Source organism: Anaerolineales bacterium (assembly GCA_022866145.1).
Lineage (GTDB): Bacteria > Chloroflexota > Anaerolineae > Anaerolineales > E44-bin32 > PFL42.
Genome location: JALHUE010000378.1, coordinates 1 through 11,351, shown reverse-complemented (window position 1 = coordinate 11,351; position 11,351 = coordinate 1). Strand labels below are relative to the sequence as shown.

Below are 11,351 nucleotides of genomic sequence, written 5' to 3'. Positions count from 1 at the left end.
TCAACGTCCTCGAGATGAACCACATCGGGTGGTCCGTACTCGGAATAGACAGCGGCCTTCATGGCGATCCTCCAAGGATGGGCTTGTCCACGCGCCCGCGAAAGCGTCTTGCGGATGACCGGCGTGACTCCCCGGATTGAACGAGCTCTTCCCTCAGACTTGTCGCTGTCCCCCGATCCCGGATTCCGGGCAGGCTGGTGCGGCCTCGGACGATCGACTTCACGTGGTCTCGCCTTCGCCCTCCGGGTACCGGAACACGTCATCGAGGGGGACGCCGAAGGCTCGCGCGATCTGGAAAGCCATCTCGAGTGACGGTGAGTAGCGGCCCTGCTCGATGGCGATAATAGTCTGGCGCGTCACGCCGATACGGTCGGCAAGCTCCGCCTGCGTCATCTCGCCATGGGTGAACCGAAGGGTGCGAATGGCGTTCGTGACTTTGGTCGGCTTGCCCATGGCTAGAACCCTCGGCGGTAGGCGACAATCTTCACGATCGAAGACACCACTCCCGAGACGACACATGCCAGGTAGAGTGCATTGGCGATCCAGAAGTAGTCGAACTCGGCCATCGTCAGGCCGAGCGGCAGCAGGGCGGCCACGCCCAAGACGTTGCCTCCGACGGCGTCCCCATGCCGATTGATGTTCACGTCCCGCTCGTCCTTCTTGTCCGCCTCGCTGGGCGCGGAAACGGCGGCCAAGATCGCGGCGATGACCATGGCGACAATCGTGATGACGAGCGCCGTGATCATCGGGCGCACGTAGGCGATCTCCGTCACCGGGACCTCGGGCAGCTGGCCGAGAACATGCGCGGAGTAGATCGCCGCCGTGAGCAGCAGAACGACCGGGTAGGCCCATGCGACCTTCTCTTCGAATGACATCTCACCGCTCCTTTGTCTAGTATGCTTGACACAATGTAAATGATTATTTACATCTTGTCAAGAGGCATTTACCCGGCGCGGCCGACCATCCGGCCTGAACTGGCCGCTGAACCGGGCGGCCCCTGGCGAACAGGCCTGCGGCTTGTCGCTAGTCTGGGAACAGGCAGGCGAGTGGGGGAGTGGAGCTTTCCCGTCGGGCGGAGGAACTGCCGGAGATCCCGTGGTGACCTGGGATTGTCGGCTGGGAGGCCGGTTTCGATCCCTCGCGTGGCAGGCGCAGGCGCCGACTCAGAAGGTCTCCGGCTGACTGGGCTAAGACAACGATCAGGCGCCGAGCCCCTGCTGCCGCTCAGGAATTTTGAGGAGCTGGCATTGGCCGGCTACCTTGGGTTTGACATGCCCCCCGAGACCCGGTCCAATTCGTGAGAGTGGCTTTGGGCGGGCCAAGAACGATGGGCAACGGGGCGCAGGCCGGCTTGCCTGCACTCCCGGCCACTTTATGCTTCCCATTCTGCACTTTCGGCCACATTATGGTTGCAACGCGCATCTCGAAGGCCCGCTGGGCCGCCGATCCCGTGCGGGAAACCTGAGGCTCCCGGCCAAGATATGGTTCTAGCCCCGGCCAAGTTATGCTCTATTTCACTCCCGGCCACGTTCTGCTTCAAGTCCGACCTGGCGACCTGGTTTCCTCTCTGGCGAGCGGGGGTTCTTCCCGCCTGATCGTCGAGGTCGAAGAAGTGCGCCCTAACTCGGAGCCCCGATTTGTCTCACTTTGGCTGACACGAAACGAGATCCCGTTCTGGCCCAGGCGAGGCCGTAAGACAACTAAAATGATGTCTTGAGGTAGAATGGCAGTTGGAGTTGCTCATGCAAATCCTAAACGACTGGAGCTACCGCCAGGGCAAAGCCAACCTGCGAGCCCTCGACTCATGGACAGAGGCAATGGAGCTGGCCACTTCGATCGCCGCTTATGAAGCCCTCATCAATGCAGGCTCGGCTACCCTCGAGCTCGGCTCGCTGGAGGAGTTCCCGGTCGCACTCATCAAGGCCAGGATCGCCAGGGGATGGACGCAGGAACGGCTGGCTCAGGAGCTCGACCTGCCCAAGCAGCAGATCCAGCGCTACGAAGCCAGCGGATACGCCTCCGCCAGCCTGCGCCGCCTGCTTGATGTCGCCGAGGCCCTGGACCTCCGCTTTGTAGCCACGATCGAGGCCGGCCGGCCCGCAGGTCGGGATCTTGAACTCGCCCGGGCCCTGGCAGGGTATGCGGCGGCCGGGGCCGTGCAGCAGGTTGAGAGGCGCCTGCGGCTCCGACGCATGACGCCCGAGGAAGCCCGCGGGATCTTCGACGACCTGTGCAACACGTACTATCAACTGGCTCCCCTTCACAGGTCCTCACCATCCGTGATGTCTGCAAGGATCGACCATCGGCTAGCTGTGCGCAAGGCTATGGCAGTGCTGGCCCGGAAGGGAGGTCGAGCATGAACCGTCAACTCAACGCCGCCCTGGCCATGCACGACTTCTTCTTCGAGAACCTCAAGCTCAACTACACCGTCATCGGGGGAATTGCCCTGCAGTTCTGGGGTGAACCGCGCTTCACGCTCGACCTTGACCTGACGGTCGAGGACAGACTCGACCTGGGAGATCTGGTCAAGATGACCACAGAGGCCTTCGGGTCCCGGGTGTCTGACCCATACCAATTTGCCCGCCAGCACCGGATCCTGCTGCTCAGCGTGGAGGACGTCAATGTCGATATTGCCCTCGCGCTCCAAGGCTATGAGGAGTCCCTTTTTGAACGAAGCCAGACCTATGAGGTGGAGCCCGGCAAGTCCATTCACATCTGCTCCGCCGAGGACTTGATCATCCACAAGGCGCTTGCCGGCCGCTCGCAGGACCTTGCCGATATCGAAGGCGTGATCTACCGCCAGCGTGATCTTCTCGATGTCCGATATATCCGCTCGTGGCTTCGCAAGTTCTCTAGCGCGCTGGACAATCCCGAACTCCTTGCGCACTTCGAGCAGGCATTCGCCAACAGATAGCGCACTTCACACGTCTTCAAACCCCAATCGAGCATCTGAAAGGAGGTGAACCGGAGCCGTCCGGGTTCCAGCCGCGTTGCGGGCCGGCTCGGCGCCTGTCGCCGAGAAGCCTTGGTCTGCAGGCCGACATCGCATGTCATCCGCCGGACGAGCAGATCATCTCGACCCGCTCGTTTTGATTTGAGCGCGCAGGGTGAAAACGACTAGCCCGTTCCAGCTCCTGCAAGCCGAGGGCGAGTTCTCCATCTCAGGGACTCGCCAAACGGTCAACGGCGAGGCCGTCCGTCGAGCGATAGGTCGGCTCCTGAGCTCACCCCGTCTTCTGTACCAGTTCCTAAGTTGAGGCCGAGAGCCGCTGTGGGGGCAGTCGGTGGTCCCAAGCGTTGAAACCGGGTTCTCCATGGTCCGCCGGGGTGCCAGTTCCCTGCGGGGGACCGGTCTTTCCCGGCTGCACTATCCTTTACGCCCCGGCCAAGTTATAGGTTAAGCTACACCCCGGATGGCTGGAGGCGAACCGCACGCCGTGGCTGAGCGGGCGTGGGGTGGGCATCGGCGGCGCCCGCTGGACACCCCCCAACGGCGCACCTCCGCGGCCGCTGACCGCAGATGCGCCCGACCGATGCGGCAACGATCCCTGAGCGTGAACCAGTGAGGTCCTGTGCCCCTGACGCTGCGTGAGGCGATGACCCTGGTCGAGCCCCTCAAGAACGCCCGCGTAATCGGCGGCGCAGCCGGGCTGGACAACGTCGTCCAGTCGGTCAATGTGATGGAGGTCCCCGACATTCTCGAGTGGGTCCATCCAGGTGAACTGCTGGTCACGACGATGTACCCATTGCGCGACGATGCCGCAGCCATTGACCTGCTGGTTCCCCGTCTGGCGGAGAAGGGATTGGCCGGGCTGGCGGTGACTCCCACCGGATACATGGACGCGTTCCCCCCGGCCATGATCAAGGCGGCCGACGAGCTGGGCTTTCCGCTCATCGAACTCCCTCAAAAGGTCTCCTTCATCGATATCATCCAGCCGGTCACGAGCGAAATCCTGCGGTTGCAGGCGCGCGAGCTCATCCAGTCGGAACAAATCCACCGTCAGTTCATCGATCTGGTCTTGAGCGGAGGTACTTTTCGGGACATCGCCCTGGGCATCGCCCAGCGGGTGAACCGACCGGTGACAGTCGTCGATCGATTCCGGCGCGTCCTGGGCGAAGGTTTCGTCATGGGCCAGTCCCCGGTCCACAAACCATTCTTGCGGGAGGAGGCCGGGGGAGATCACTACCTCAACGACGCGTACCGGCCCGAGGTGACGGCCCCGATCGAGGGCAGTGAGGCCACCCGGCGCGTGGTCGCCGGCCCTGCCGGCCCAGTGGAGCAACTCGCCTGCCCGGTTGTTGTGGGCCCGATGACCTTGGGCGAGATCATCGTCTGGGGTGGCTGGCAAGAGCCCCCGACGGCGATGGACCTGATCGTCATCCAACATGGCACCACCGTCGCCGCCCTGAAGATGATGGAGACCCGGTCGATCGCCGAGGCCGAGGAGCGTTTCCGCAACGAGATCCTGGAGGGGCTGCTGTCGGCGAGCCCCGACGAGCGGGGGCGCGCTCTTCAGCTCTCCGCCGAGATGGGGAACCGCTTGGCGCCGCCCTACGCCGTCGTCCTGGTCGGGCCCGATGCACTCCGAGCGCCCATCCTGACAAAGGTCGAGAGCATCGAGAAGCGGAATATCGATTCCAGCCTGCATCTCTGCGAGCGCTACGTTCGCAGCCTCGAACGAGAGGCTGCGTTCTGGTACCAGGGCCCGCGCTTGGTGGTGTTCCTGCCCTTGCCCCGGGCGGGGCTGGCCGGAAGTCGGGCGCGGCTGGTCCACGATCTGCAAACGGTCTGCGACCGAATCCGTTCCGAGAACGCGCCCTATACCGTGTCGATGGGTGTCAGCCCGGGCGTCTTCGAGTTGGAGGATTTCCGCATCGCCTATGAGTGCGCCCGACAGAGCCTTCAGATCGGTTCGTCCCACGCGACCCGGGCGGCCGCCCGGGTCACGCACTACGAGGAACTGGGCCTGCTGCGGATCGTCTCTATGGCGGAGAACCCGGCTGGACTGGAACGTTTCTGTCTGGACGCCATCGGGCCGCTGCTCGCTTACGATCGGGAGAACGCCACCAACCTTGCCGGAACTCTGCGCACATTTCTCGAGCAAAATCAGAACTCCGCCAGGACCGCCAAGCTGCTGTTCGTCCACTACAACACCCTCCGCTACCGGATTGACAGGGCCAAAGAGATTTTGGGCGATTTCCCTGAGAACCCGCAGCAGCGGCTGGAGATCGAGCTGGCCCTGCAGCTATATCCCCTGATCGGTCGAATTCCGCCGCTGGAACCTCCGCCCTAGCCCAAGCCCTTTGTCAATTTCCACAAATTCGGTAGCATTCAACCGGCCCTGGCAAGCCGGCGCCAGTGCCCCATGGCTTGTCGAGTTCCTACAAATCTCAGGGGTGAGGTTGTGATGTTTGATATTCCACTGGCGCATGCCCCATCGCTAGAATCAGCATAGATGGAAGCCAGCATGCGGCACGGTTCAGCCAAACAGCCGGAGGCCAAGCCATGAGCGGCGCCCACGGCCGGGAGCGTGCGGCGGGAGGCCCCCCGCTCCTCAGCGTCCGCGGGCTCTCGAAGCGGTTTCCCGGCGTCCTCGCCAACGACTCGATCTCGTTTGACGTCTTTCCCGGCGAAGTCCACGCGCTGCTGGGGGAAAACGGTGCCGGGAAGAGCACCCTCGTCAAGTGCATCTACGGGTACCACCAGCGCGACGCAGGCGAGATCTTGGTCGATGGCGTTCCGGTCGATTTGCACTCACCGCAGGCTGCGCGCCAACACCGGATCGGCATGGTGTTCCAGAACCTGACTCTCATTCCGGCCCTGAGCGTCGTCGAGAACGTCGCCCTCTTCCTGCCGGATCTGCCTCGCGTTCCCAACCTGCCGTCGATCGCCAGGGAGCTCGACGCACTGGGTGAACGCTATCGCCTGCAGGTCGATCCCTGGGCACAGGTGCAGGACCTGTCCATCGGCCAGCAGCAGAAAGCCGAACTGCTCAAGCTGCTGCTCGGGAGGTCCCGCCTGCTGATCCTAGACGAACCCACCCGGGTATTGGCTCCGCACGAGATCGAGGGGTTGTTCCAGGTGGTCAAGCACCTGGTCGACGACGGCTTGGCCGTGGTCCTGATCACCCACAAGCTCCAGGAAGTCCTCCAGGCCGCTGACCGGATCACGGTGCTGCGCCGCGGCCGCGTGGCCGGGCAGCTGTCCCGCTCCGAGGCGACGGAAGACGGGCTCGTCCGGCTGATGTTCGACAAAGAGATCGCCGAGGTCTCCGTCGACCGTGAACCGGCGAGCGCGCCTGCCGGTCCTCCGATCCTGGAGCTGCGCGCCGCGGAGACGCCGCGCGACGGCGCCACGATCTGCCTGGAACAGATCGACCTCACCATCCATCCCGGCGAGATTGTCGGCGTGGCCGGCGTGTCAGGCAATGGCCAGCGCGAACTGGGGGACCTGATCCTGGGCGACCTGCCCTGCGCCCGAGGCGGCAAGTGGCTTCTCGGCAAGGATGTCACCCGCGCCCCGGTCAGCCACCTCCGCCTGGCGGGGGTCTCCTTCATCCCGGAAAACCCGCTGACGATGGCCATCGTTCCGTTCCTCACGGTCCTCGAGAATATGGCCCTGACCAGGCTCGGTCGGTACGCCCGCCGCGGCGGACTGGCGCTGGACTGGCAGGCGGTGCGAGCCGACATCGAGCGCGCCATGCACGCCCTTGGCTTCTCCTTCCCCCTGTTTGCGCTGGCCCGATCCCTGTCCGGGGGAAATCAGCAGCGAATGGTCATCACCCGCGAGCTGTCGGCGGATCCGCGGTTGGTTGTGGCCTCGTATCTCACCCGCGGCCTGGACGTGCAGAGCACGATCGCCGCCCGTCAGGCCATGATCCAGGCACGCCAGCGAGGCGCTGGCGTGCTGCTCATCTCAGAAGACCTGGAAGAACTATTCCGCCTCAGCGATCGACTGGTGGTCATGTATGGCGGGCGAATCGTGGGCCGCTTCAAGCCCGAGGAGACGGATATCTACACGGTGGGCCGGCTGATGACGGGAGCTCAGGGGGACCATGGAACGCGGGTCTGAAGGCCGGCCACCTCGGCTCGGCGGGATCGGCAAGGCCTCCATCCGCTACGGCGGGATGGCCGCCACCACCTTCCTCTTGTTTGGTCTGATCTTGCTGCTCGCCGGCAAGAACCCGATCCATGCCTATCGGGACATCCTCACCTCGACGTTGGGCAGCGCCTATGGGCTTTCCGAGGTCGCCGTGGCGATGATGCCGCTGCTCCTGACGGCGCTGGCCGTAGCCCTGCCCTCGCGCATGGGCCTGATCAATGTGGGTGGCGAGGGGCAGCTCTACATGGGCGCGCTGCTGGCGACCTGGGGGGCGCTGCGCTTCGATCACCTGCCGGGCTGGGCGCTGCTGCCGCTGATGCTGGCGCTGGGGATGATCGGCGGCGGCCTGTGGGCATTTCTCCCCGGCTACCTGCGAGCCCAGGGCATCGTCAATGAGACGATCACCACCTTGCTGCTGAACGCTGTGGCGCCGACACTTGTCGCCTTCTTCATCTTCGGCTTCTGGCATTCGCCGATGGACACCAACAAGACGGCCGTGTTCGTCCCGGCTGCCCGCCTGCCGACGCTGCCCGGCACGCGAGTGGACCTGAGCCTGGCGATCGGCATCGGCCTGCTGGCGCTGTTCTGGTTCATCATGAAGTACACCCGCTGGGGTCTGGAGATCCGGGCCATCGGAGGGAATCCACAGGCGGCGCGGCGGAACGGGATTCGAGTGAAGCGCTACATCGTGGTCGTGATGTGCCTCGCCGGCGCCATCGCCGGCCTGGCCGGAATGGCCCAGGTCTCCGGCTACTACGGCGTGCTGCTGGCCGGTTTTTCGCGCGGGATCGGCTTCATGGGCTTCCTGATCAGCTGGCTGGCGGGGGGCTCGCCGCTCGGTATCGTGCTGACCTCGTTCGTGGTTGCCATCATCCTGACCGGCGGGAACTTGCTCCAACTGACACGCGATGTGCCGTACTCGGTCATCCACATCCTGCTGGCGATCACGCTGTTCGTCGTCCTCGCCCGCCCCGAGATTCAGCGCCGGAGGAAGACGGCATGACTCCCCTGGCCCTGTTGGGTGTGCTGTCGAGCGCCATCTTCTCGGGCGCCTCGCTGCTGTACGCCACCCTGGGCGAGATCGTCGGCGAACGCTCCGGCATCGTCAATCTGGGCCTGGAGGGCGTGCTGCTGGTCGGTGCCGCCTCCGGCTTCGCCGCGACCTATGTCACGGGAAGCCCCTACCTTGGCGTGCTGGCGGCCATGCTGGCCGGCGGGCTGATGAATATGATCCTAGGGTATCTGGTCGTGACCCGACGGGCCAACCAGCTCGCCAGCGGACTGGCGCTGATGTTCTTCGGCTTCGGCCTGAGTGCCTGGATCGGCCGGGCTTACGTCGGCGCCAAGATCGTCGGCCTGCCGCGCCTCTCCCTGCCGGGCCTCGCCGGCCTGCCGGTGGTGTACGCCTCGCTGCTGCGCTTCGATCCGCTCATCTACCTCGCCCTCCCTGCCGCGGGCTTGGTTTGGTGGCTGCTGTTCCGCACCCGCTGGGGGCTCGGACTGCGGGCGGTCGGCGAGAACCCGGATACAGCCTACGCCTCCGGCAGAAGTCCGCAGAGGATCCGCTACCACGCCTTGCTGGCGGCCGGGGCTCTGGCAGGCCTCGGCGCCGCCCACCTGTCGATCGCCTACACCATGAACTGGACCGAGTATATGACCGGAGGGCGCGGCTTCATCGCCATCGCCCTGGTCATCTTTTCGAAGTGGCATCCGCTGCGGGCGATCGTCGGCGCCCTGCTCTTCAGTGGCGCGGTTGCTTTTCAACTCCTGCTGCAGGCCAGCGGGATACAGGTTTCGCCTTTCCTACTGAATACCCTCCCATACCTGTTGACCCTCCTGGTGCTGATCGCCTGGGGAGGCAGCCGCAGGCAGGCGGCCCCGGCCAGCCTCGGGCGTGTGTATCAAGGCACGGAATAAGAAGGAGAGACCGCCAGGCAGAACCCCGACGGAGCCCGCACCTTGCCAACCCGAGGCCGCCTCATGTCATCGAACCAGAATTGATGGAGAGGAAAAGATGAAACCCAACACCCTACGTACCACCCTGATCGTGCTCGTTACCGCCATGCTCGTGCTGACGGCCTGTGGCCAGGCCGCCACCCCCACGGCCGCCCCCGTCGAGCCTACTGCGGCGCCGGCCGAACCCACCGCCGAGGTCGCCGCCCAGCCCACGGAAGAAGGTCCGTGCCTGGTCATCGGCGCCCTGCACGGTGGGTCGATCACCGACGCCGGCTACAACCAGGCCATGCACGAGGCCGTGATGGCCATCAAGGAGAACATCGCCTGCGTCGAGATCATTGAGGCCGAGAACGTGCCCGAGGAGGCCGGGGCGACCTCCACGATGGAGAACATGATCCAGCAGGGCGCCAAGATGATCATCGCCACCGCCTTCAATCACCAATATCCGGCGCTTGAGCTCTCGAAGAAGTACCCGGATGTGATCTTCGAGCATGCGGGCGGATGGGAGATGGGGGCCAATTTCGCCAACTTCTTCGGCGAACCTCCGGATGCCTGGTACTTGATGGGCCAGGCCGCCGGCCTGATGACCGAGTCTGACAAGCTGGGCTTCGTGGCAGCCTTCCCGCTCGGGTGGACGTCGACCTTCATCAACGCCTTCGAGTTGGGCGCCCAGTCGGTCAATCCCAATGCCGAAACGACGGTTGCCTACACTTTCGCCTGGGGCGACGCGGCCAAGGAAGCCGATGCCACCAACTCGCTGATCAATCAAGGAGCCGACGTGATCACGATGCACGTCGACTCGCCGGCTACCGTCCTCTCCACGGCGGAATCGCGCGGTGCCTACTCCATCGGCTTCCAGTCGCTGGCGGCTCAGCAGTTCGCTCCCGAGAACTGGATCTCGGGCACAGGCTACACGCTGGGTGGCACGCTTACCTGGCTGGCGTCGACCGTCATCGACGGCACCTGGGAGCCGATCTTCCTGCGCTGCGGCATCCCCGACGGCTGCATGGCGATTGCGCCCTACGGCCCCAAGGTCCCGCAGGTGGTGCAGGATAAGGTCGCCGACACCCAGGCCGCCATCGAGGCCGGCGAACTGGTCGTCTTCGCCGGGCCGATCGTCGACCAGGACGGCAACGTGAAGGTGGCGGAAGGCGAGGAGCTGACCGCCGACATGATGAGCTCGGTGGACTGGTTTGTCGAGGGCGTGACCGGAAGCCCAAAGTAGAAGGAATTGGAGCGAAGGGTCATCGGCGGGGGGACTCTCCCGCCGATGACCCGACCATCGTCATGGATCCTCTCTCGGGCACGCAGTGCCAATCTGCCACCTGCATCGGCGCAACGGCGCAGCGCGTGCTCGTTGATTCATCCAGCGGTCGAGTGCTGGCCGTCGTCAGAGGGGCGGTCTATCTACGAAGCGACAGTGGGGAGTTGATCTGGCTGAATTCCGAGTCGGCGCCGATGCACGGGCGAGGTCTATGCCTCAGCGGCGGACTGCCGCGGCCGGCGGCCGGGTCGGCCTATGTTGTCGCGGGGGATCGCCTGGCGATCGACGGGGAGACAATCACCGTCGAATGGGGCCGTGCCGTCCTTTGGAGCCCGGAGGCGCCGCGCCGCCAGGCGGGCCAGAGCCTCGAGGACATCGGTCATCTTCTGCAGACCGGCCGCCCGGCATACGCCGGGCTGGGAGAGCCAAGAGGTTTCGGAGCCCTGCTCTCTCTCCCGCAGCCGGTGGGAGGGCATCCCACAGACAAGGACCCTGCGACATTTCAGGCTCTCCTGACCGGATTGCCCGCCGCCCGAAGGATGGCCGAAGCCTGCACTGCCCGCGACCTGGGCGAGATCCTCGACGCCGCCGACGACCTGGTTGGGCTGGGCGAGGGGCTGACCCCTTCCGGCGACGACTTCGTCGGCGGGATGCTGTTCGCCATTGTGAACCTTCAGGCGCTCTATGCGCCGTTTCCCGCATGCTCGCCGTCGGACTTTCGGCCCTTCCTCGGAAGGGCGCGGCAAAGCACCAATATCATCAGCTTCACCCTTCTCAGCGACCATACGGCCGGACAGGCTTCGGAGCCGGAACATCGATTCCTCAGTGCCCTTCTGGCCGGCTGCCCGACGGAGGTCGTTCGCCACACGGCCTCAGATGTCGTTCGGATCGGGCACACGACGGGTTGGGATCTGTTAGCCGGGATATGGGTGGCGGTAGCGAACATGGCACACGGCGCACGCTTCCCGTCCGAGGTGAGCGCCTCCGGGGTCGCCCTAGCAGAGGATCATGGCAGACATGGATCTCAAG

10 protein-coding genes are annotated in these 11,351 nt (G+C 64.7%); 8 read left to right on the top strand and 2 right to left on the bottom strand.

What is annotated here, in order from left to right; translation table 11 throughout:
- Nucleotides 1-219: 219 nt before the first annotated feature.
- Both MUO23_11495 and MUO23_11490 read right to left on the bottom strand, forming a co-directional pair.
- Nucleotides 220-453 (bottom strand): helix-turn-helix transcriptional regulator, encoded by a 234-nt coding sequence (locus MUO23_11495; GenBank protein ID MCJ7513580.1) that lies wholly within the window; start codon nucleotides 451-453, stop codon nucleotides 220-222.
- A 2-nt stretch (nucleotides 454-455) separates the two neighbouring features.
- Nucleotides 456-875 carry a hypothetical protein gene (locus MUO23_11490; protein MCJ7513579.1) on the bottom strand — a complete coding sequence of 140 codons (420 nt, stop codon included), beginning with the start codon at nucleotides 873-875 and terminating at the stop codon, nucleotides 456-458.
- 867 nt (nucleotides 876-1,742) lie between these two features.
- Here MUO23_11490 and MUO23_11485 point away from each other — a divergent pair.
- The 8 genes from MUO23_11485 to MUO23_11450 form a co-directional block, all read left to right on the top strand.
- Nucleotides 1,743-2,360 (top strand): helix-turn-helix domain-containing protein, encoded by a 618-nt coding sequence (locus tag MUO23_11485; GenBank protein MCJ7513578.1) that lies wholly within the window; start codon nucleotides 1,743-1,745, stop codon nucleotides 2,358-2,360.
- A complete protein-coding gene (locus tag MUO23_11480; protein MCJ7513577.1) occupies nucleotides 2,357-2,914 on the top strand; it encodes a nucleotidyltransferase in 558 nt (185 codons plus the stop codon). Before MUO23_11485 ends, MUO23_11480 begins: the two co-directional genes overlap by 4 nt.
- A gap of 658 nt (nucleotides 2,915-3,572) precedes the next feature.
- Nucleotides 3,573-5,294, top strand: a complete 1,722-nt coding sequence (locus MUO23_11475) for a PucR family transcriptional regulator ligand-binding domain-containing protein (GenBank protein MCJ7513576.1) — start codon at nucleotides 3,573-3,575, stop codon at nucleotides 5,292-5,294.
- Between the two features lie 212 nt (nucleotides 5,295-5,506).
- Entirely contained in the window at nucleotides 5,507-7,072 is a 1,566-nt protein-coding gene (locus MUO23_11470; GenBank protein ID MCJ7513575.1) for an ABC transporter ATP-binding protein, read from the top strand.
- Nucleotides 7,056-8,105, top strand: a complete 1,050-nt coding sequence (locus MUO23_11465) for an ABC transporter permease (GenBank protein ID MCJ7513574.1) — start codon at nucleotides 7,056-7,058, stop codon at nucleotides 8,103-8,105. Before MUO23_11470 ends, MUO23_11465 begins: the two co-directional genes overlap by 17 nt.
- Nucleotides 8,102-9,019: an ABC transporter permease gene (locus tag MUO23_11460; protein MCJ7513573.1), complete on the top strand. Its 918-nt coding sequence runs from the start codon at nucleotides 8,102-8,104 to the stop codon at nucleotides 9,017-9,019. The genes MUO23_11465 and MUO23_11460 overlap by 4 nt, the downstream gene beginning before the upstream one ends.
- Before the next feature lie 97 nt (nucleotides 9,020-9,116).
- Nucleotides 9,117-10,283 carry a BMP family ABC transporter substrate-binding protein gene (locus MUO23_11455; protein MCJ7513572.1) on the top strand — a complete coding sequence of 389 codons (1,167 nt, stop codon included), beginning with the start codon at nucleotides 9,117-9,119 and terminating at the stop codon, nucleotides 10,281-10,283.
- 62 nt (nucleotides 10,284-10,345) lie between these two features.
- On the top strand, nucleotides 10,346-11,351 hold a 1,006-nt coding region (locus MUO23_11450; GenBank protein MCJ7513571.1), incomplete at its 3' end, for a DUF2877 domain-containing protein.

Bases quoted from the DNA above. Each gene is read 5' to 3' on its own strand.
- MUO23_11495 (MCJ7513580.1), bottom strand. From the start codon at position 453: ATGGGCAAGCCGACCAAAGTCACGAACGCCATTCGCACCCTTCGGTTC.
- MUO23_11455 (MCJ7513572.1), top strand. From the start codon at position 9,117: ATGAAACCCAACACCCTACGTACCACCCTGATCGTGCTCGTTACCGCC.
- MUO23_11490 (MCJ7513579.1), bottom strand. From the start codon at position 875: ATGTCATTCGAAGAGAAGGTCGCATGGGCCTACCCGGTCGTTCTGCTG.
- MUO23_11465 (MCJ7513574.1), top strand. From the start codon at position 7,056: ATGGAACGCGGGTCTGAAGGCCGGCCACCTCGGCTCGGCGGGATCGGC.
- MUO23_11485 (MCJ7513578.1), top strand. From the start codon at position 1,743: ATGCAAATCCTAAACGACTGGAGCTACCGCCAGGGCAAAGCCAACCTG.
- MUO23_11480 (MCJ7513577.1), top strand. From the start codon at position 2,357: ATGAACCGTCAACTCAACGCCGCCCTGGCCATGCACGACTTCTTCTTC.
- MUO23_11470 (MCJ7513575.1), top strand. From the start codon at position 5,507: ATGAGCGGCGCCCACGGCCGGGAGCGTGCGGCGGGAGGCCCCCCGCTC.
- MUO23_11460 (MCJ7513573.1), top strand. From the start codon at position 8,102: ATGACTCCCCTGGCCCTGTTGGGTGTGCTGTCGAGCGCCATCTTCTCG.